This is a genomic window from Vibrio sp. 03_296 (assembly GCF_002265885.1).
This window is the reverse complement of the sequence record NZ_NPKW01000107.1, coordinates 16,718-38,777: the sequence shown is the minus strand read 5'-3', so window position 1 is coordinate 38,777 and position 22,060 is coordinate 16,718. Positions and strand designations below refer to the sequence as shown.

Genomic DNA, 22,060 nt, shown 5'->3' with positions numbered 1-22,060 from the left:
CTACAGAGTTTCGTAATAGTCGCGGATATGCTGGGTTTCGTGATATCCCTTTTTCTTCGCCTGTTTTTCTACAGGAGTAACTTCTGAGGCTGAGGCCACTTGTGTGGTGCCAGCAACGACGGCGCCTGCTACTGCTGCCGTGGCGATACCTTTTAAAAGGTCACGACGGCTTTCGTTAATTTCATTTTTTTCTTTCATCATTGCTTCCTTACCTGTCAGGTAGTTTTTTGGAGGCTTAAGCCTCTCTAAAAGAGATCGCTTGGCTAATCCGCCAAGTTTTTAATCTCAATTTTTAATTTGGTTTTGTTGTCCGGCGTGATTTGCGCCAAACGTACTTTTTCCAGATTGAAAAAGGCGCCGAGCAATTGGCTAACCGCCAAGTAAAATCCGGCGTGTTCGGCTTGATCGATTTGTTTGGTGAGGGAAACATACCAAGTTGCGAGGTGGCGGTTGAAAAACGCCTGTTGCAGCGCGTCGGTTTCTTCCATCAGCGCCGCCATCACCTCGCATAAGGCTGAAATATGATCTTCCGGCTCTTTGACATGCTCTTGGCGTTCAAAACCAAGGCGAGCAAGATCTGTACGGATCTCTGCCAGTGGCTTTTCCATCAAAGAACCCGTGAGGTGCCATGAGGCAAATGGCACCACTTCCCCACGGCCAATCCCAATGAAAAGGTGTTGGTACTCTTCTTCAAGCTCTGCGTCGGAGTAACGGCCTGCGGCCGCTTTCAATTGCAACCACGCATTTTGCATTTCACTGTCATCCGCTACGGTGTCTAACAATGTCAATAACTCAAGCAATGCTGGAGAGGGAGCTTGGCGAAATAGAGTCGATAGCAGCAAATAAATATCGGCTCTTAATGACGATTCTGGTTGGATATCCATTCGTTTGCCCTAGTAATTCAGTTGGTTTTCTGGGTTTACCGCCATCGATTCAAAAACGTCGATGACACGGCAGTCTTCACACATTGCAATACGATTAAGCGCTGCATCATTTGCAAAGTGAGAGTGACCACGTAACTTATCTTGTAGCATAGTGATCATGGACTGAGGTGCGAAAGGCTTATGGCAACGCAAACATTCCGCCGCTTTTTCTTGATGGATGACCACCGCTGCTTGACGGCTCTCTTTATCCCAATTCATACGAGGAGTTAGTGTCAGCACTTGCTCAGGACACGCTTTGATACACAAACCGCATTGCACGCAGTCTTGCTCGACAAATTGGAGCGATGGGCTTTCTCCATCCGTGTGCAAAGCGCGAGTTGGACAAACCGCCACACAACTCATGCACAAGGTACAGCCCGTTGTTGCACACGACACGGCGCCATAGGGAGCATGACTGGAAAGTGCGACCGTGTTTTCTACTGGAACACGCGAGGTTGCAAGCGCATCGAGTGCAGTAAATAAGCGTTGACGTTTGTTACCTTGCAAATCGCCAAGAGCAAGATCGAAATGTTCAGTACAGAGGACTGGTGCGCCTTCCATCAATGATTCGAGATAGAGAATATCGATACACTCTTTGGCAATGCCTAATTGACCAAGCAGCTCTTGCGCGATGGCCACTTCGCTGTTCAATACGCGCTGAATCGTTGCGGGCATGCGGCGACTTGCAGCAAACAAGACTTGCGTTGCACCATTAACGAGTGCAGCAAACCAACTATCGATGCCGACAGAGGGCAGATCTTCCACCACAATCGGAATCACATTGTCGGGTAGCGCCTTGAGTGCCATGACGTTGTACATTTCATGACGTTCGCTGCAAATCAGGATAATGGGGTTCACACCACCAACGCTTTCATAGTTTGCCAGCGTTCTTTCAATGAACTTTTGTGTCTCTTGTGGTTTAGGTAATGCGTAATGAATCGCTTCTGTCGGACAACTGGTGGCACACGTCCCCACCCCTTGGCAGAGATACGGATTGATCTCAATTCGATGCCCTGTTTTTTCGGAGCCTTGGCTGCTTAACGCACCAGCCGGACAAGCATCAACACAACGCTCACAACCTTTAACGCCACGGGAACTGTGCGCACACAGATCGGTATCTAAGCGGAAATATTTGGGCTTATCGAACGTGCCCATTAAGGTTGGAATTTCTTGCAGCGCATCCGTTAGCTTCGGATAGCCACGCCCAACAGGATAATAACCAGGGACGGGCACCTCCTCCGACATGAGGCCGTTAAGTGACAAATCCAGTACCACATCAAAAACATCGTGATTGATGGCCACCTTCGCCAGATTCAAACGTTGGCCTTGGTTTTCAACCAGCACCGTAAAGGTGCCCAAAAAACCACTCAACTGAACGGAATCAGCGTAATAGATTTGTGCATCGCCTTTCTCGCCATCGGTTGAAAGCAAAGTTAGCGAAGTCATTTGGCTCAATTGTGCGGCTGCACTTTGAATAATGGCACTAGGGCCGACGATGAGTGTATTACCACCGCTTTCATAGCTCACGGTAGGCGGTATCAGATTCCCCAATTCAACGGTGTTTTCAAACGCATAGAGTCGCGCTTTGCCATTGGTTGAAGTCGATTGTTGTAATAGTTGTTTTATCATTGCTCTGTTCCACACTGGCCAACACTGCGAAGGATTGGCAGGTCATACTGATAATTCAGTTATTGTTGTGGAGCATTAGCAAGTGCTATACCAACTTTTATACGCTTATTATTCAGTCGGTTAGCGTGGGTTTTGTTGAGTATTACGACACTATTGATGACAAGAAATTCAATTGGGACATTTTGTCCCAATGTCATTTTCCCTGCACGCGTCAAAATGTACCTATTTTTTATGTGGGATCTTTTGTCTCATCTCGTGTTTCATTTGGAGGAAGATCGGATGGAGATGAAGTCAGGGCTTGAGTCTCAGATTGCGTTAGAGTGTCACTGTTCGCCTCAATACTTTCATTGTTATCAACGGCTACTGAACCATCCGATGTGCAAGTTGCACTACCAGGCTCTACCTCAGTCAATGCTTCCTCTACTGGCTTCATCCATTCTCTTAACGTCTGCGCCACATTGGGCGCGAGAGCACCAATAGAAGACTTGTAGTCGTGATCGTAATCATTGAGCCTATCCACCACGTTAAACTCTTCACTGTGGAAAAGCTTACGTAGAGCGGCCTTCTTGACTGCTTCGTCAGCATTGCTTGCGAGTAAGGCTGAAATGGGTGCGTTTTCGCTTTTGTTCTCTAGCTCTTTCTCGCCATCTGCTGCAGTTGAGCTTGATTCTAGCCGCGTTGATTCTGCGTGCTTTGGCTCTATTTGCTCTGCTTCTGTGTTCATCGCATCGGGGGCGATGCAGTGAGTCCCCCTAGAGCTCTGCTCTGGCGTCTCTTGAGTGGGTAACGACTCTTGCTCTTCTATTGCAGCGCGCTTTCGCTCAGACCAACGCGAAAAAAAATTAGTTGCCACTGGCTCTTCCCGCTCCTTTGCGCTTCTTACGACGCTCTTCTAACAACTCTCCGTGGCGTCCAATAAACGCTTCCATCCATGCCTGAATTGGCAATGGCATTTCGCAAGAAAGCACTAAGTAGTCGCCATCCATGTACTGGCCAGCCACTGATTGTGATGCCGTGACGGTTGTTATCTTTGGTGTGTCCGTTTCATCAATGTTCTCAAGCACAACGAAGAGTTTCGGATTTTGCGAGCTGAGGTTAAAACGGTAATCGGTTCGCTCGTCACGGAACAGCTGAAGCGTGACGACATGGCGATGTTGGTTTTCTGGCTTTAACTCAAAACCCGTTAACTGCCACTGTGTGGTCACCCAAATACCAGTGGCAATTTCATGGGCAACGAGGTTGCAGCCTATAGGCCAAAGGTATTCATTTTTTTCGATATTACTTTGTGCGTCTATTGAATTTGACATGGTTCACCCATCATGTTGCTATGCGATTGTCTTTTAAACATACATTAGTCCTATTCGAGGCTTTGGTGCATACTTGTTTCGTCGCTTTGTGCCGTTTAATAGCAAATTCTAAGCCAAGGTTATAAAGCGAATGTTTCCATGTGTAACATGTGTTAGATGTGAGACGCCGTACGGTAGATGACTTTGGAACGGTAATTGCTTTTGAATTGTTTTCGTTCCCCGCCTTTGGCAAACGTGTGTCTTCGGTGATTTTGCTATCACCTATTCAAGCAGGAAAAAGAAGTGGTCAAACCCAACATTATTAAAACCAGTGAAAACCCTTTGCAAACCATTGAAGTGGAAGTATTCGATGAATATGGAGAGAAGTTAATTAAGCAAATTGCTTGTGAGCGCCCTTTAACCGTTCTTCTGAACTGGAAAGAAGTGGTAACGCTAATGACACTGGGATCAAGACCCGAAGCACTTGTTTTGGGCTACCTCAAGAACCAAAGCTTCTTGTCGGAAGTTGATTCTCTTGAATCGGTGATCATCGATTGGGAAACCAACAGCGCAGCGGTAGTGACAAAAGAGAATGTAGAACACATTGAACAGGCTTTGAAAAAGAAAACCGTTACCTCAGGGTGTGGCCAAGGCACCATGTACGGCAACGTGATGAAACAACTAGAGCACTATCAAGTGCCCCAAGTGACACTTAAACAGTCGGATATTTACAAGACCTTAGAAGCGCTCACCCACTACAACGATACCTACAAAAAAGCAGGCGCAGTACACGGATGTGCGGTGTGCAAAGGCGATGAAGTGCGTTCATTTGTCGAAGATGTTGGCCGCCACAACGCAGTGGATACGCTTGCCGGTGAAATGTGGCTAAACCAAGAATCAGGCGCGGATAAGATTTTCTACACCACAGGCCGTCTCACTTCAGAAATGGTGATCAAAGTGGCTCAAATGGGTATCCCCGTTTTGCTCTCTCGCTCTGGTGTCACGCAGATGGGTTTAGATTTAGCACGTCAATTTGGTATTACCACTATCGCTCGAGCAAAAGGCTTACGCTTTCAAGTCTTTACCGGCGGTGAAAACATCATTTTTGATGTCAAAGGCCAAGAGAGTTAAATCGCCTTACTTGCAAAACGCCTCCCATGCGCTAATAGTTGAATATTCCCTGCAATAAATTTGAAACATTAATGAAACAAAAGCAGAGATAGGTTAACTACGTCACTGGCTAAATGGGAGGTATCCATGTCCGGATCACCTGTTCAAAAACGTTTTTTCTTTTCATTCTCTATTCGAGCCAAGCTTTTACTCATCAACCTGACATTGCTGTTAGGCGTTGCTGCCTACGCGATTTATGAGAACAACAGCGCAAAGCATTTATCCTCTTTGGAGCACGCCTCAACAGAAAACTTAAGCAGCTCCCTTGATTTATTGATGCTTCGCCGACACGAGAAAGACTATTTGGCACGTCGCAGCGAAAAATACCTGACGAGTTTCGACAATACCTATTCTCAACTGCAACAGCGCATTGAGCACTTATCAGACGTTCTTGCCAGTGAGTCGATTGCCATTGATAGCCAACGTCAGCAAATTGTCTCCACCCTATCTCAGTATCAAACTCAGTTTCATCAATTGGCGAATCATTTAGCAAGTATTGACGCGCTGCAAAGTGAGCTATTTGCAGCCCGCAGCGTGCTCAAAACCAATGTACTTAGCGCCAATGATGGAGAGCTTACCGCGCAGTTCTTGCGGTTACTTGACCATGACTTCACTTTTGTCACCGAACCGACACAAGAATACAGCTCCGCACTTCTCGAAGGGCTTAGCCAGTTTTCCAAGTTTGATACGCGCCTGTCTCCCGCTTTTACTCATTATTCTGACACCTTAACTCGATACGTTAGCGCGATAGAAACGCTTGGTCTGAGCGAAAACGAAGGCCTAAAAGGCGCGTTGCGTAGCAATGTGCACAAAACTGAACAGGCGATTGCCGATCTACAAACCACCATCAAACAGAGTGTTGAGCAAAGTGCAACCGATATTCGCCGTCGCTTACAGTGGATGGGCGTGGCGATCGTCGTGCTGTTGTCGTCCCTGCTCTATGTCATTGGCCGTAGCATTCTGTCGAGAATCAAAGCCATTAACCTCTTGATGGACGACATCGCAAATGGTAGCGGAGATTTGACGGTACGAATGAATGCCAAAGGCAGTGATGAGCTTGCGCAGTTATCCCGTTCATTCGATCTCTTTATCAGCCACCTGCATGACAACATCAAAGAACTGGCCTCTGTGATGAGCGTTCTCGGTGAGAGCTCCTGCAGCTCAGAGCAAGCAGCGCAAAAGAGCATGGAGAACGCGCAACAACAAAAATTGGAATCCGAATCGGTTGCGACCGCTGTGAATGAACTGGTGATGACCACTAATGAGATCACGGCCAATATTGAATCGGCTGCGCAAAATGCACAACGCGTGAATACCGAAGCCGATAAGGCACTGCAACTGACCCATGCGACAGGTAAGCGAATCGATACGTTGGCGATCAGTATCGAAGAATCACAGGCACAGATCCAAGCACTTGAATCACAAAGCCGCGAAATCAATGCCGTTGTCTCTGCCATTCAAAGCATTGCTGAGCAAACCAACCTGTTAGCATTAAATGCCGCCATCGAAGCGGCGCGCGCCGGAGAAAGTGGCCGAGGGTTTGCTGTGGTCGCTGATGAAGTTCGTCAGCTCTCTCGCCTAACCAATGATTCCACCTTGCAAATTGAATCCACCGTACAAGCCCTGACGAAAGGCATCACTCAAACGGTCAACAAAATGGCAGAGAGTGTCGATCAAGCTCGGACGACGAATGTGGATACGCGCCACGTGGTCGAAGCAATTGAAGGTATCAGCACGCAAATCACCGAGATGTTTGATATGAACACGCAGATTGCGACGGCGTCAGAAGAGCAATCAATGGTATCAGCAGAAATTGACCGTAATATTACCCAAATTGCACAGCTTGCGGGGGATACCTACGAGATCGTCTCTGGCTCTGTACGATGCAGCGAACAAGTGTCCGATGTTAGCCACAAGCTGGAAAACATCGTTGCCCAATTTAAGTATTGAACGCCCTAACCTACTTGCCCCCATCGATTGAGTGAAGATAGGTAGCGGCAAAAGCAAAAGAGCCTCACTGAGGCTCTTTGTTGATCTTTTTAGGCATACAGCGCGAAAGAGATTAGCTTTCTACACCGCGTGATTTTAGGTACTCAGAGTAAGTGCCTTTGAAGTCGTTGATTTTGCCATCACGGATTTCAATGATGCGAGTTGCCAGTGAGTCTACAAACACACGATCGTGCGAGACGAAGAACAATGTGCCTTTGTATTGCTCAAGCGCGTTGTTTAACGATTCGATCGATTCCATGTCCATGTGGTTGGTTGGTTCATCCATAAGCAGCATGTTTGGTTTGTGCATCATAAGTTTACCAAGCAGCATACGACCTTGCTCACCACCCGATAGCACTTTCACCGACTTCTTGATGTCGTCTTGACCAAAGAGCATACGCCCTAGGAAACCACGAACCACTTGCTCGTCGTCGCCCTCTTGACGCCATTGGCCCATCCACTCCATTAGGTTTAGGTCTTCTGCAAATTCGTGTGCATGATCTTGCGCGTAGTAGCCGATGTTGGCGTTTTCAGACCATTTGAACTCACCAGTGCGTGGTTCTAGTACACCAGCCAGTGTGTTTAGTAGGGTTGTTTTACCCACACCGTTCTCACCGATGATCGCAACACGCTCACCCACTTCAAAAATGGCGTTGAAGTCTGAGAATAGGTCATCGTCAAAACCTTGGCTTAAGTTTTCAACAATCAAAGCGTTACGGAACAGCTCTTTTGACTGTTCGAAACGAATGAATGGGTTTTGACGGCTAGATGCTTTTACTTCATCCAGTTTGATCTTGTCGATTTGCTTCGCACGCGATGTGGCTTGTTTTGCTTTCGATGCGTTTGCAGAGAAGCGCGCTACGAAGGTTTGTAGCTCAGCAATCTGTGCTTTCTTCTTCGCGTTATCGCTTAGTAGACGTTCACGTGCTTGTGACGCCGCTGTCATGTACTCGTCGTAATTACCTGGGTAAACACGCAGCTCACCGTAATCCAAATCCGCCATGTGGGTACACACAGAGTTTAGGAAGTGACGGTCGTGCGAGATGATGATCATGGTGCAGTTACGCGCATTTAGCGTCTCTTCCAACCAACGGATTGTATCCATATCCAAGTTGTTGGTTGGTTCGTCAAGCAGCATGATGTCTGGGTCGGCGAATAGAATCTGTGCTAGAAGCACACGCAGTTTCCAACCTGGTGCTACGCTGCTCATTAGGCCGTAATGTTGTTCCATTGGAATACCCACAGCAAGAAGAAGCTCACCCGCTTTCGCTTCTGCCATGTAGCCATCCATTTCCGCAAACTCGACTTCAAGATCCGCAACACGCATGCCATCTTCTTCGCTCATTTCTGGCAGCGAGTAAATGCGATCACGCTCTTGCTTTACTTTCCACAGTTCTTTGTGACCCATGATAACGGTGTCGATAACCGTGAACTCTTCGTAAGCAAACTGATCCTGATTCAGTTTTGCAACGCGTTCATTTGGGTCGTAGCTGACGTTACCACTCGTCGGTTCAAGTTCACCACTGAGGATTTTCATAAAGGTTGATTTACCACAACCATTAGCCCCAATTAGACCATAGCGATTGCCTTCGCCAAATTTAACTGAGATGTTTTCAAACAGTGGCTTAGCGCCAAATTGTTGAGTGATATTCGCTGTAGAAATCAAAGCTTTTACCTTAGTGAGTCAGTAACAAATAGAAAAAACTGCGCAACGTTACTTGTTCACGCCTCAGAGTGCAAGCTTTGATTTTTATGACTGAAATCACAAAACATTGACATTTGAAACGTGAATATGGATAAAGTTTCACAGCAAATTTCTATTTGTCTGAATTATGAACAGTTTTTGAGACTACAATCTTTTCGTTATGTCTAAATAATACGACCCACTTATGCAAAAATTATTACGTCTATTCGTTTGTTTTACTCTGGTGTTTGCGCCAGCAACGTTTGCCCAATGGCAATATGCAGCACAGACGCCAGCTCAGGTTAGTGCGCAGGCATTGAGTATCGAAAGTGACTTAAGTGCCCTGCCCGATCCTCTTTTTATGGGGCCCAAGGAACACATTAAGGTCAATCAGTTGCTCTCCGCTGTGCTCGAATTACAAAAAACGGAGGGCGATGCTTTTAAAGCAGCGTTAGCCCAGTATCGTAAGGCCCCTACTGCGCCACAATGGTTGTTGGTCGAGAATCAATATCTCACGCTAAACAGCCTTGGCAGTAGTAAAGCGCGCTTACTCCAGCTTACGGATTCGGCTAGTAGAGAGCAGCTTACCGGCTTTGGCCCTTATGGTGTGACTCAGTTTCGCCAAGAGCTTGCGCTGACCAAACTTAACATTGAGTACCTGGTCCATTTCCAGCTACGCAGTTTCCGTGCTCTGATTAAGAACACGTTTATTTCACCTGTACCGGTGATCTGGACGGGGTTAAAAGTGTTTGCAGTTTACTTACTTTTGGTTTGGTGGATGGCCAATAGTAAACGCATCATTACACTCTTTCGCGAAAGCCAACTTGAAACCAATACGGCACCACCATTATGGGTTAAGTTTATTTGGTACATAAGCCGTGCCAATAAAGCCATAGCTTGGTTGATAGCGATTACCGTGTCGCTGCGTATTCTCGCCTCGCTGCCAAGCTTGCAGCATTTGGTTTATTTGGAGATTTTCACATGGTGGATATTGGGCGGCTCCATTGCCATTAGTTTTATTCTTGAGTTTGCTTATCGTAATAGTCGCAGCTCGAACAAAAAGGTGGTCGCACTGCGTCTATCTACCATTCGACGCTATGTATGGAGTGCGATTGTTGCTGGAGTGATTCTGCAAATTTCAGTGCGCACGTTAGGTAGAGGAACGATTTACTACTGGATCTACAGTGCACTCTATTTTTGGTTTGTGTTGGTCACCATCTCTGTTCTGCGCTTATGGCGTGCGACCGTGTTTGACGTGGTCGATCGGCTTTCCGAACGACCTGTTTGGGTCCAGTGGGCAGTTAAACAGAAAGATGCGCTGATCCTTAGCATTCCTGCCACGGCCATTGCGGCAGTGTGGATCATCGCTCATCACTTCAAACTACGAATCATTGGAGTGTTGTCTAACTACACCATGTTTAGCCAAGCGCTCGCCTATTTATTCCGGATAGAGGTCGCAAAACAGACCAGTAATCGTGATGGCAACGATGCTCTGGTGCGGATCCGAGGCGACGCGGCGTTTCAGTATGTCTTGCCGCCACAGCAAGACAGCGAGTGGATTGACTACGCCAGTGACGAGATTCAAAACCTCTCTCGTTATTTGTTGACCGATAGCCCAGCGATTTGTGTGTTGTCAGGTGAGCGTGGTGTAGGGACCACATCGGTGTTGAAGAAAATTCTTGGCAAAGTGAAAAATGCCACGCCTCTTTACCTCAATTGTCCTTACGACGGTTATCCAGAGCTGTTGAAACAGTTGGCAACAGGATTAGGCTTGTCAGAAGAGTCGACAGAAGTGCAAATTTTAGCGCTCTTGCGTAAAAGTGAAACGCCGTATCTCATCGCAGTTGATAACGCACAGCGCTTGGTGAAGCCGATGGTTGGTGGTTTAGCTGGATTAATGAAACTGACGAACCTGCTACGCCGCTCTAAACAAAATCACCGTGTGGTGATGGCGATTGAAAAAGCGAGCTGGCGTTTTGTCGATCGCGCTCGTGGCGAGCGACTGCTGTTTGACTGGGTCTCCTTTTTGCCTCGTTGGAATGAAAAGCAGATCTCTGCCTTACTCGATAGCCGCGTGAATCAGGATATTGAAAATCCGCTGAGCTTTGATGGCCTTGTGGTACCTAAGCAGTGGGATCAAGAAGAGACTTCAGAGGAAGAAAGAGCCAAGCAAGGCTTCTACCGAATTTTATGGCATTACTCCGATGGTAACCCAACCGTTGCGCTGCGATTCTTCCGTTTGTCGTTAAGACGCAATAAAGAGTCTGAAAGCGTCGTGGTACGCTTGTTCCATGCACCGGAATCCAAGGAGCTGGAGCAGATGCCGAAACCGATGCTGGCGGTGTTACGTTCGATTGTACAACTTGAAGTGGCCTCTCCCGAAGAGCTCTCTGAGTGTACTCAGCTCAGTATCGCTGAAGTGATTGGCACACTGCGTTTCTTTGAAAGCCGCGGTTTTATTGCCTGGAATGAGGATAAAGCTCGCGTCTCGGACCATTGGTTCCGCTACATTACCAACGTTCTCGATCGTCAACATTTGCTGGTGAAGTAATATGAATAAGAAACTCTACGCGCTATTCGCCGCGACATTAATCTCGGCACCGGCTTTCGCAACGGAAGAAATCGCCAATATGGAAAACATCCAGCAGTTTGCCAGCTTGATCCGCTGGAGCGGTGTGTTCTTCTCTGTGATTATCATCGCCGTTACATGGTTGCTGTTGAAGTTCATGAGCTCGATGGTAGAGAGCATTGGCGGCCAGTTTGCGCAGTATCGAATGCTGTTGCAGAAAACCCAATCGTTCCTGCAGTTCTTCATCTACTTAACCGCTGGCCTAGTGGTGTTTATGATGAGCTTTCGTATCAATGACCACATATTGGCATTGATTGGTGGTACGTTGGCGGTGTCGGTTGGTTTCGCGTTAAAAGACTTAGCCGCGTCTTTTATTGCCGGATTGACAGTGATGATTGATCGCCCATTTCAAGTGGGTGACCGCGTCACGTTCGAAGGTAATTATGGTGACATCATCGCGATTGGCCTTCGTTCTGTGCGCATGAGAACACTCACCGATGACATCATCACCATTCCAAACAACAAATTTCTCAATGAAGTGACGGTCAGCGGAAACTATGGCGCACTCGACATGCAGGTGGTGATCCCCTTCTATGTCGGTATGGATGAAGATATTGTGCTTGCGCGTGAGTTGATTCAGGAAGCGGCTTCGTCTAGCCGTTACATCCATCTACCGAAACCAGTGGTGGTGCTGGTGAAGCAGACGATCACGGACAACTATTTGGCTATCCAGTTAACCTGCAAAGCCTACGTGGTGGATACTGCGTATGAAAAACTGTTTGAATCCGACATTACTTTGCGTGTCATGAAAGAGTTTAAGAAACACGGCATCAAACCACCGAGAATTGCATTCAGCGGCCAATAAGCAGTGCATCAATAGACCACTCAAACAAAAAGCTCTGTCGCATCGACAGAGCTTTTCTTTATGCCGATCCATATCGCTACTGAATCAGTAAGGTGTCACGCAGTTTGGCTTCATTTTTTCTCGGGAGGTAAACACTAAACGTGCTGCCAATCCCCAGTTGTGAACGCACTTTGATCTCCCCACCGGATTGGCTAAGCAAACTCTGGCTAACAGAAAGACCAAGGCCAGTTCCATCACGTTTAGTGGTGTAAAACGGGTCAAATATTCGGCTCAGTTTTTCGGGTTTGATGCCGCAACCTTGATCTTCAATGTGGATGACCGCGCCCACGCTTTCCCCATCTTCCAACCAATCTTCACTGGTGATGGTCAATCGGCCCTCGCCGTTCATTGCATGGATGGCATTCATTTGTAAGTTAACCAAAATCTGCAACAGTTGATGGCGATTCACTTCAACCGATGTATGCGCATTGAGCTCAGTGACGAACTCGATGGTGCGTTTTTTAGAGCCGGTTTTCACCAACGTAATGCTCTCTTCGATGATCGGATTGACGTGTTGCCAGATGATTTCATCCTGCACCCCGCCCTGTCGGCTGTATTGCAGCAAACTTCGCGTGATGTTTCGAATACGGTCAATCTGCGCCATCACCGTTTCTATCTCCTCCTCTACGCGTGTGGCATCCTCACCGAGTTCAAAACGAATCAACTCGACGTTGCCCAGTATCACGGCGGTTGGGTTGTTAATCTCATGGGCGATACCAGCGGTTAACTCGCCTAAGGCCGCTAGCTTTTCATTGACGATCAGTTTGTCGCGCGTTTGATTGAGTAATCGAATGTGGTGTTCGAGCTGCTCGGTTTTCTCATTAAGGCTGGCTGTGCGTTCCAACACTTTTTGCTCCAGTTCATTGGCCGCTTGTTTGATCTGCTCTTCACGTGTTTTGAGCAGATCGAGCATGTTGTCGAACTGTTTGGCCAATTGCGCCAGCTCGTGGTTTTCATCTAACCCCAACGCACCAATCCGCTTGTCTTTGCCCAGTTGCACCAATTTTACCACTTTATGAATGCGTTCAATTGGACGGAAAAGATCTCGAGAGCCTCGGTAAACCAAAAGGCCGGAGACCACCAGCAAGGTCAAAGTGATAACGCTGATTTCCACTATGTTGGTGAGGTACGCTTTAACAAATGGCCACATCAGATAGCCGGTATAAAGCATACCGATGGTGTTGTTGTATTGGTCGCGAATGGGTTGATAGGCGGTGATATACCAAGCGTCATACACAAAAGCACGATTCACCCATTGCTTGCCCTCGATGAGAACCGATCTATTTACTTCGCTCGACACTCGTGTACCGATCGCACGGCCAATCTGATCTTCGCTGTCTAGCGGCACATTGGTGCTGACGCGGAGATCTTCCATGAACAGCGTCACGGTGCCGATCGGTCTGAGAGAATCCTCATCTCCGATGTAAATCAAATCTCGGATTTGGTCGACGAGCACGGTGCTGTTGTTAAGCAGTAGCCCACCATCTAGAAAACCAATCAAATCATTACTTTGGTTAAACACTGGAATCACAGTTCGACTGATGAGGCCGCGCGTTTCAATTTTGCCCGTTTTCAAAATCGGCACTTCAGCGCGTTTGGCCAAGTCTGGATCAAGGCGTTGTAACTCCGTTTCGCTCAACACATCAAAAAAGGACTCTCGTTTGGTTAAATCGAGAAAACGAAACTTTTCCTCTATGGTGTCGACACGATGAAAAGCGAGAAAATCGAGCTGATATTGCTTTTTCTGTTTGTGTACCCATTGCTGAAGATCGTCTTGATCCATTGGCTGATTGATACGAGTACGAAACTGATAGCTTTCAGCGAAGGCTTTAACGTAATTAGCCTGCTTCTGTTGCAATAGAGTTATGCTGTTATTGGCGACTCCAAGGCGTTCAGAAACATCAATCAGTGCACTGCTCCAAGTGTAATGAATCGACCAATAGACAGAGATCCCAATCAATGCAATCAAGGTGAGGAAAATCGGCGCAGAGGTTAGAAACAGCAACCGATAGCGCACCATACTTTTAAAGCGATAGCGCCAAGTTGACCAAAGTGTTTGATCACTCTGCATAATCTGTTTCCTCGGTTTCCCACTCTTTGTATTTGCGCTCTAACGTTTTGCGTGCCACTCCAAGATCGCGTGATGCCGCCGATTTATTGCCATCGTAATAATTCACCACTTGTTGGATATGGGCTTTCTCTACATCTCTCAGAGTCCAATTATTAGGATAGCCAGCACCCGAGTACTCAGGTTTGCCTTCTTTAAATGTTGGCACTTCAGCGCTGTGAGAAACGGTGATCGAAACGTTTGGCAGGTTCATAGAGCCATTCAGTTCGCGCCAGTAATGCGCTGGTGGTTTGCCAAGGAGAATACAGCGTTCAATCAGATTGCGTAGCTCACGTACGTTACCTGGCCAGGCGTAATCATGCATGGCTTCGATGTCTTCATGCGCCCATTGCGGGGCAGACATTGCAAGCTCACTTGAGAGCTGTTTTGTGAAAAATGGTACCAGCTCTTGCAAATCAGCCTTTCTTTCTCGCAGCGGCGGTACTTCAATTTTCAGTACGTTGAGTCGGTAATAGAGATCTTTACGAAAACGCCCTTTTTCGACTTCTTGCTGTAAATCGCGATTGGTTGCCGCGACCACGCGGACATCGACGGGAATTTCTTTTTCACTGCCAACAGGACGGATACTACGCTGCTCTAACACTCGCAACAAAGACGATTGCATCGCCAGTGGCATCTCACCTATCTCATCGAGAAATAATGTGCCGCCGATGGCCACGCGGAAAAGCCCTTCACGCGCTTTTTTCGCCCCAGTAAACGCCCCAGATGTGTGACCAAACAGTTCACTTTCCAGCAGTTCTGGCGCAATCGCACCACAGTTTAGTGGCACAAAAGGACCGGTTCTGCCGCTGGCCAAGTGAACACCGCGAGCCACCAGTTCTTTACCCGTGCCAGACTCCCCTTCAATCAGCACACACGCTTTTGATGGGGCAAATTGTGTGACCATGTGCTTTAGCTGGCGAGTTTTGTCGGAGTTCCCGACCATTTCAGAGATATGATTGCGTTGATAATCGCGTTTGAGCGCATATTGCATGCGTGCGTTGAGGCGACGATCCATGCAGCGCTTTACCGCTTGCAGCATCTGCTCGAGATTAAACGGCTTAAGAATAAAATCTGTTGCGCCCAGTTTTAGCGCGGTAATGGCGGTTTCGAGATCGGCATATCCGGTCATAAAGATGACATCGGCTTTTCGCTCGGGATCATTAAACGCTTCTTCCCATTCGATCCCTGAACGACCGGGCAAATTGATGTCGAGCACAATCAGGTCGTAATGGTTGGTCACTCTGAGTTTTTCAGCCTGTTCGATACTGCCTGCTGCATCCACTTTTGAAAACCACTTACCCAACGCTTTTTTCAAAATGGCCTGCATGCCGACTTCATCATCGACAACTAACACGGAAAACGCTTGGTATTGGGATACGGAGTTGGGGTCCAATTGAATAGACATACTTTCCTCGAGACAGAATGACGTATAGGACATAGTGTACCAACGAATCATTTAATCTCCTTATAAAATGTGCGACATTTTGTCTCACATCAAACTATTCGATGTTTAACTGCATGATATAAGGCTTATTTTCTCAATTTAGTACTGGTGTTTTGTTGGCATCTTGTTTGCAATAGGACCATCTGCAATTGCAAACTGGCATTAAACCACGCTGGCCGATGAAGTTTGACCGAGTGGTGACGCGGTTTGTGTAACTGCAATGGCCTATTTGCCCAAGAATGATTTGAAGGAATAAAAATACAATGAACAAAGTAGCTCTTACTTTGGCGGCAACGTCGATTACGCTGGTGAGTTTCTCCTCTTTCTCTGCCGATGATGTTCACCGTGTGCGTTTAGCAACCACAACCAGTACTTATCACTCTGGCCTGCTTGATTACCTACTGCCTGAATTCGAAAAAGACACCGGTTATAAAGTGGATGTGCTGGCCGCAGGAACGGGTAAGTCACTGAAAATGGGTGAAAATGGCGATGTGGATTTAGTGATGACGCATGCTCCGAAAGCCGAAGCGACCTTTGTCGAAAAAGGCTACGGCGTGCTACCTCGCAAGCTCATGTACAACGACTTTATCGTCGTGGGACCAAAAGCAGATCCAGCGAAAGTTGCTCAAGACAGCAGCGTGCTTGAGGTGTTTAAAGCCATCGCGAATAACAATGCCACCTTTATCTCACGTGGTGATGATTCGGGTACGCATAAGAAAGAACTGGGCATTTGGGCACAAACCAAGATGGAACCCAACTTCGGCGGTTATCGCTCTGTTGGTCAAGGTATGGGTCCAACACTGAACATGGCGTCAGAAATGCAAGGTTACACGTTAACAGATCGTGGTACTTGGCTGGCGTACAACAACAAGTTGGATCTTGCCGTACTGTTCGAAGGTGATCAAAAACTCTTCAACCCGTACCAGGTAATTTTGGTCAACCCAGAACGTTACCCGAGCATCAATTATCAGGGCGCCAAAGTATTCAGTGACTGGTTGGTCAATCCTCGTGGTCAAGAGCTGATCAACAGCTTCCGCTTAAATGGCAAGCAACTGTTTGTGGCAAATGCAGATCAGAAGTAGTCATCAATGAGCCTTTGGCAAACAACACAAGAGGCTTTTGCCTTACTGTTTAGCTTAGACAAAGAACTATGGGAGATCGTTGCGGTCTCCTTTAGCGTTTCTCTTACCGCCATATTGTTGGTGCTTTTGCCTGCGACTTTTTTGTCTTTTCTCCTCGCCTACACCAATTTTCGCGGCAAGTGGCTGCTGGTTTCCTTTGTCAATACGCTGCAATCGGTACCCACGGTGGTGATTGGTTTGCTGCTTTACATGTTCCTCTCACGATCCGGTCCGCTCGGTGATTGGCAAATGCTGTTTACTCAAAAAGCGATGATCCTCGGGCAAATGCTAATTTGTTTTCCTGTGCTGGTTTCGATGATGTATGGCGCGTTGCAATCGAGCGATCGCCGCGCGTTAGAAACCGCATTAACCCTTGGAGTGTCTCTGCCAAGACTAAGTGCGACGATGATTTGGGAAACCCGTTTTCCTCTTATGGCGGCCACCATTACCGGTTTTTCTCGAATTGTGACCGAAGTGGGTTGTTCGATGATGGTGGGTGGGAACATTATGGGCTTGACGCGAAACATCCCGACCGCGATTTCGATGGAGAGCCACAAGGGCGCCTTTGCTCAAGGGGTTGCGCTTGGTATTGTGCTGCTCACCTTGGCACTCGTGTTGAACTTTTTGCTGTCGAGTATGCGTGGCAAAGGCTATTTGCGAACTTAGGAAGTGATATGACGATTAAAATTACCGCTCGAGATCTTTCCATGCGCTTTAAAGAGCGAGTGCTGTTTCACATTCCTCAACTTCAAATCGGCCCGAACGATGCTATTTACCTCAAAGGGGACAATGGTGTAGGCAAAACGACCTTGTTGAAGATCTTGGCTGGTTTGGTGCATCCGACGAGCGGTAAAGTGTGTGCGCAAAATAATGGCTGGCTGCGCCGCTGGTTTCCTTCACTTGGCCGTCGTGATGTTGTTTATCTTCATCAGTCCCCTTACCTCTTTGATGGCACCGTCTATGAAAATGTCCTTTACGGCATCAAATATGATGGTGGCAGCACAAAGGAGAAACGAGCGGAAGTGATTCACGCGCTGCGTATGGTAGGCTTAGAAACCTTAGCCGATGAGCATGTGTCAGTGCTGTCTGGTGGAGAGCGTCAACGGGTGGCAATGGCCAGAGCGTGGATCCTAAAACCTTCAATCTTGCTGATGGATGAACCCAGCGCGTCGGTTGATCAAGAGTCGATCGAACGTTTAGTGGTGTTAGCGCAAGATTTATTAGCGAGGGGTTCCAGCATTGTGGTCACGAGCCATCAAACCAACGCGCTTACCGATTTGTGTAAAAAACAGTGGTGGATCAAAAACAATACTCTGGTAGAGTCGCCACTCTTGTATGTCATTACAAAAGAGTTATCCCAAGAGAATACCTATGCTACAACCAACACTCACTAGTTGGGTTATTTTAGCTGGCGGCCAAGCTAGCCGAATGGGCGGTAAAGACAAAGGCTTAATTGCCTTAAATAATAAGCCGTTGATTGAGTACGTCATTGAGCGGCTAACGCCGCAAACTCCAAACATTCTGATCAATGCCAACCGCAATCAGGATGATTACCAACAATATGGTCCCGTGTTTGGCGATCATTTTCAAAATTTCCCAGGTCCTATGGGCGGCATTCATGCCGGATTGATGCACGCGAATACCGATTGGGTTGGGTTTGTCCCTTGTGATTGCCCCCGCATCAATGAAGACTTGGTGGAGCGTTTTTGTCGTGCGGTGACGGATGAAACCGACATTTTGGTTGCCCATGATGGCGATCATCAGCAACCTGTCTTTACCCTGTATCACAAACGCGTCTTGCCTAAACTGACGGCATTTTTAGAACGTGGTGACCGTAAAATCATCCTACTCTACAAAGAGTGTCATACACAGTATGTGGATTTTAGTGATTCTCCAGACTGCTTCGTCAACCTCAATACGCCTGAAGAACTCACCCAATTTGGACAACTAGAATCATGAGAAACACCATCACTTTGCCTTTACTTGGCTTTGCTGCTTATTCAGGAACAGGAAAAACCACCCTATTGGAAGCCTTGTTGCCCAAGTTGACCGAAGCCGGTCTGCGAATTGGGTTACTGAAACACGCTCATCATGATTTTGACGTGGATAAACCAGGTAAAGACAGCTATCGCTTACGTAAAGCGGGGGCCTCACAAATGCTGATTGCTTCTAGAAATCGTTTTGCCTTGATGACAGAAACCCCTGAAGCGGAATCAGAATTTGATTACCTGCTTAGTCGCTTCGACCAGCAAACCATCGACGTCATTTTGGTCGAAGGCTGCAAGAACATCGCGTTTCCCAAAATCGAATTGCATCGTGAAGACGTCGGAAAACCGTGGTTGTACCCTAATGATGAAAACATTATCGCCATCGCTTCAGACAGTGGCCCGTTAGAAAGCGCGCTCCCTCAACTCAACATCAATGATTTGGATGCGATTTGCCAATTTGTCCTCGATTACGTTCATCAACATCAGCACGTTGCCACGCAAAATGCGCCCGCTGCCTGCTGTGATACGCTTTCTCCGGCGTTTCTTTCTGTGGCCCAAGGGCAAGAGAAAATTCTCTCCCTCGTCTCTACTTTGAGTGATATTGAGTCATGCCCGATACAACACGCTTACGGGCGCGTGCTGGCTCACGACGTGATTTCTCCAGTGAATGTGCCGCAATACACCAACTCAGCGATGGATGGATACGCGGTTCGAGGTGATGACTTACAGCGAGAAAGTTACCAGATCGTGGCTGAAGTGCTGGCCGGTTACCACTACGAACATCCGTTAGAATTGGGTCAAGCGGTCAAAATCATGACCGGTGCGCCAACGCCCATCAACGGAGATACAGTGGTGATGCGTGAACAAGCGCAGCAAGATGGTGACAGGGTCACCTTTAATGGTGCCAATATCAAAGCCGGACAAAACGTACGCCAAGCGGGTGAAGACTTAACCATTGGCAGTAGCGTGTTTACCGCGGGGACTCGCTTCGCCTCGCCTGAGATGGGCATGATGGCTTCTCTTGGTTTCGCACAAGCCAATGTATTACGTAAATTGAAAGTAGCGGTCTTCTCCACCGGCGACGAAGTTCAGGCGCCTGGGACAGAACAAAAAGCGAACTCTATCTACGATTCAAATCGTTTTACCATTATGGGCATGCTTGAGAAGCTCGGCTGCGACATCTTGGATTTCGGCATTCTAGAAGATAACGAGCAATCGATGATTGATGCACTGGAAAGCGCCGCGCAACAAGCGGATGTGGTCATCACTTCTGGTGGTGTCTCCGTTGGCGATGCAGACTACATCAAACTGGCTCTCGACAAGCTCGGACAAATTGATTTCTGGCGCATCAATATGCGTCCTGGGCGCCCATTGGCATTCGGTCAGATCAATGAAAAGCCATTTTTTGGCCTTCCGGGCAACCCTGTTGCCGTGATGGTGTCATTCATCAACTTTGTTGAGCCTGCTGTGCGTAAAATGCAAGGCGAGCTAGGCTGGAAGCCATTGAAAGTCAGTGCGATTGCCAAAGAAGATTTGCGTTCTCGCCAAGGCCGCACAGAGTTTAGCCGCGGTATCTATGAATTGGATGAAACTGGCCGTCTAACCGTTCGCACAACTGGGAAACAAGGCTCTGGCATTTTGCGTTCGATGAGTGAAGCCAACTGCTTGATTGAAATTTCTCCCGCGGTTGATAGCGTAAAAACGGGAGAAAGCGTGACAATTATTCCACTTCAAGGCAGAATCTAGCCCTGTTGTTGTTAGAAACAGATACAAGGTCAGCGCGTCTGACCTTTTATTTTGAGAGATTTCATGATTCGTACCATTATTTACACCTATAAGGGTGTTGAAAAAACTTTGCCATTTTCTTACGAAAAACACCGTAATATTCATGAAGCGGTTGCAGAAGCGGAAGGAATTGATATTCGCGACTATCTGAAAATGGAACAGCAAATTGAAGCGATTTCTGATACGAAAGCCGTGCGCAACTACCGCGATAATCACTTTAAAAAGCTTGGCTTTGGCGTGATCACGATGAAACAGAAAGAAAACCTAGGCGTAGGTAAGAAGAATAAGTAATTCGCTTCTGCTTCGAATTTCCCGTGATGGAATGGGTCTAAAAGAAAAGGCTTGCATGATTGCAAGCCTTTTTCATCAATGGGTTTTGCAGCAAATTAGCCTTTGATGTTCAAGAATGCTGCACCACGTACACCGCCTGAATCGCCGTGTTTTGCTTTGATGATCTTCGGACACTTAGCGACAGAAAGCAGATACTTAGGCACACGTTTTGGCATCTCTTCATAAATCAGTTCAAAGTTCGACAAGCCACCACCGAGAGCAACAACGTGTGGGTCATTCGCGGTGAAGATGTTACCAAAACAGATCGCAAGAAGTTCCATAAAACGCTCGACATGCTCTACGGCTTTCTCATCGCCCGCGGCGTTGGCCTTGATGATGTCGATGGCTTTCTTCTCTTCACCGTAGTAATGCGCGTAAAGCAGTTCAAAACCACGGCCAGAAAGATAACTGTCTAGACAGCCTTTTTTACCACAGCCACAACCTAGCAGCGGCGCGTTGTCGCCTAAATGGAACCACGCATCCAATGGCAAGCGCATGTGACCAAGCTCACCAGCAACGTTATTGCGACCTGAGAAGACTTTGCCTTCGTAGATCAAACCGCCACCAAAGCCCGTACCTAAGATCAACCCCATCACTGATGGCGCGTCTTGCAATTCTTCATCCCATGCTTCAGAGAGTGCAAAACAGTTCGCATCGTTTTCAATTTTTACGCTACGACCAATTTTGGCTTCCAGATCCGCACGTAACGGCTTACCTTTTGCCGCGGGTACGTTAACCGTCAGTACCGTTGCATCATCAGCATCTTCCATGCCTGGTAAACCAAGGCCAATTTTGCCTTCACAAGCAAACTCTTGGTCGTATTTTGCGACAAGACCTGCGATGGTTTCTAACAATAACGGATAATCGTTGGTTGGTGTCGGAACACGTTCTGTTGCCACGCGCTCTAGTTTTTCGTTAAACGCACCAAATTCGATTTTAGTGCCACCAACATCAAAGCCGTAATACATGAATTTCTCTCCTGAAATTGCTGCATGGAGCCAAAAATGAGCCCCTAAAATAAGCATAAATTATGAAAACTTGCGCCATTATCCATATCTCTACGCCTGCAAACCGTGACATAGTCGGGATTTATCCGCTCATGACGTCTGTTTGCGCAAGTTGCCAGCA

At 47.4% G+C, this 22,060-nt stretch carries 19 protein-coding genes; 10 read left to right on the top strand and 9 right to left on the bottom strand.

From position 1 onward, the window contains the following. The 5 genes from CIK04_RS13345 to CIK04_RS13325 all read right to left on the bottom strand — a co-directional run bounded on the left by CIK04_RS13345 (position 1) and on the right by CIK04_RS13325 (position 3,859). Positions 1-201 (bottom strand): twin-arginine translocation signal domain-containing protein, encoded by a 201-nt coding sequence (locus CIK04_RS13345; RefSeq protein ID WP_011080438.1) that lies wholly within the window; start codon positions 199-201, stop codon positions 1-3. 62 nt (positions 202-263) lie between these two features. Beyond that, positions 264-884 (bottom strand): molecular chaperone, encoded by a 621-nt coding sequence (locus CIK04_RS13340; RefSeq protein ID WP_017790398.1) that lies wholly within the window; start codon positions 882-884, stop codon positions 264-266. Positions 885-893: 9 nt separating this feature from the next. Further along, positions 894-2,552, bottom strand: coding sequence for a 4Fe-4S dicluster domain-containing protein (locus CIK04_RS13335; protein WP_097352719.1), 1,659 nt, complete (start codon positions 2,550-2,552; stop codon positions 894-896). A 229-nt stretch (positions 2,553-2,781) separates the two neighbouring features. Continuing rightward, entirely contained in the window at positions 2,782-3,405 is a 624-nt protein-coding gene (locus CIK04_RS13330) for a DUF3306 domain-containing protein (RefSeq protein ID WP_097352720.1), read from the bottom strand. Then, entirely contained in the window at positions 3,395-3,859 is a 465-nt protein-coding gene (locus tag CIK04_RS13325; protein ID WP_038940843.1) for a DUF3305 domain-containing protein, read from the bottom strand. Before CIK04_RS13325 ends, CIK04_RS13330 begins: the two co-directional genes overlap by 11 nt. 282 nt (positions 3,860-4,141) lie before the next feature. On the opposite strand from CIK04_RS13325, the gene CIK04_RS13320 reads away from it, so the two are divergent. Next, on the top strand, positions 4,142-4,969 hold the full coding sequence (locus tag CIK04_RS13320; protein WP_038969470.1) for a formate dehydrogenase accessory sulfurtransferase FdhD: 828 nt from the start codon (positions 4,142-4,144) through the stop codon (positions 4,967-4,969). Positions 4,970-5,095: 126 nt separating this feature from the next. Further along, positions 5,096-6,958, top strand: a complete 1,863-nt coding sequence (locus CIK04_RS13315) for a methyl-accepting chemotaxis protein (protein WP_097352721.1) — start codon at positions 5,096-5,098, stop codon at positions 6,956-6,958. A 112-nt stretch (positions 6,959-7,070) separates the two neighbouring features. On the opposite strand, the gene CIK04_RS13310 is transcribed toward CIK04_RS13315, so the two are convergent. Then, the gene (locus tag CIK04_RS13310) at positions 7,071-8,663 is read right to left on the bottom strand and encodes an ABC-F family ATPase (protein WP_080532848.1); all 1,593 of its coding nucleotides are present in this window, start codon (positions 8,661-8,663) and stop codon (positions 7,071-7,073) included. 223 nt (positions 8,664-8,886) lie between these two features. On the opposite strand from CIK04_RS13310, the gene CIK04_RS13305 reads away from it, so the two are divergent. Both CIK04_RS13305 and CIK04_RS13300 read left to right on the top strand, forming a co-directional pair. Next, a complete protein-coding gene (locus CIK04_RS13305) occupies positions 8,887-11,232 on the top strand; it encodes an ATP-binding protein (RefSeq protein ID WP_097352722.1) in 2,346 nt (781 codons plus the stop codon). Between the two features lies 1 nt (position 11,233). Further along, complete coding sequence (locus CIK04_RS13300; RefSeq protein ID WP_039448628.1) at positions 11,234-12,115, top strand: mechanosensitive ion channel family protein; 882 nt, start codon at positions 11,234-11,236, stop codon at positions 12,113-12,115. Between the two features lie 76 nt (positions 12,116-12,191). Here the strand turns inward: CIK04_RS13300 and CIK04_RS13295 are convergent, their stop codons facing one another. Then, entirely contained in the window at positions 12,192-14,225 is a 2,034-nt protein-coding gene (locus CIK04_RS13295) for a cache domain-containing protein (protein ID WP_097352723.1), read from the bottom strand. After that, positions 14,215-15,669, bottom strand: a complete 1,455-nt coding sequence (locus CIK04_RS13290; RefSeq protein WP_017420127.1) for a sigma-54 dependent transcriptional regulator — start codon at positions 15,667-15,669, stop codon at positions 14,215-14,217. Before CIK04_RS13290 ends, CIK04_RS13295 begins: the two co-directional genes overlap by 11 nt. Before the next feature lie 302 nt (positions 15,670-15,971). Between CIK04_RS13290 and CIK04_RS13285 the strand changes: the two genes are divergently transcribed. The 6 genes from CIK04_RS13285 to CIK04_RS13260 all read left to right on the top strand — a co-directional run bounded on the left by CIK04_RS13285 (position 15,972) and on the right by CIK04_RS13260 (position 20,893). Further along, on the top strand, positions 15,972-16,790 hold the full coding sequence (locus CIK04_RS13285) for a substrate-binding domain-containing protein (protein ID WP_039547199.1): 819 nt from the start codon (positions 15,972-15,974) through the stop codon (positions 16,788-16,790). Positions 16,791-16,796: 6 nt separating this feature from the next. Next, a complete protein-coding gene (locus CIK04_RS13280; protein WP_011150304.1) occupies positions 16,797-17,495 on the top strand; it encodes an ABC transporter permease in 699 nt (232 codons plus the stop codon). 8 nt (positions 17,496-17,503) lie between these two features. Continuing rightward, positions 17,504-18,223, top strand: coding sequence for an energy-coupling factor ABC transporter ATP-binding protein (locus CIK04_RS13275; protein ID WP_017790387.1), 720 nt, complete (start codon positions 17,504-17,506; stop codon positions 18,221-18,223). Then, positions 18,201-18,788: a molybdenum cofactor guanylyltransferase MobA gene (gene mobA, locus CIK04_RS13270; RefSeq protein WP_045590157.1), complete on the top strand. Its 588-nt coding sequence runs from the start codon at positions 18,201-18,203 to the stop codon at positions 18,786-18,788. Before CIK04_RS13275 ends, mobA begins: the two co-directional genes overlap by 23 nt. Next, entirely contained in the window at positions 18,785-20,563 is a 1,779-nt protein-coding gene (locus CIK04_RS13265; RefSeq protein ID WP_097352724.1) for a bifunctional molybdopterin-guanine dinucleotide biosynthesis adaptor protein MobB/molybdopterin molybdotransferase MoeA, read from the top strand. Before mobA ends, CIK04_RS13265 begins: the two co-directional genes overlap by 4 nt. A gap of 63 nt (positions 20,564-20,626) precedes the next feature. After that, a complete protein-coding gene (locus CIK04_RS13260) occupies positions 20,627-20,893 on the top strand; it encodes a DUF2960 family protein (protein WP_011080421.1) in 267 nt (88 codons plus the stop codon). Positions 20,894-20,988: 95 nt separating this feature from the next. Here CIK04_RS13260 and nagK read toward each other — a convergent pair whose 3' ends face one another. Beyond that, positions 20,989-21,900, bottom strand: a complete 912-nt coding sequence (gene nagK / locus CIK04_RS13255; protein ID WP_038940853.1) for an N-acetylglucosamine kinase — start codon at positions 21,898-21,900, stop codon at positions 20,989-20,991. Between the last annotated feature and the right edge of the window lie 160 nt (positions 21,901-22,060).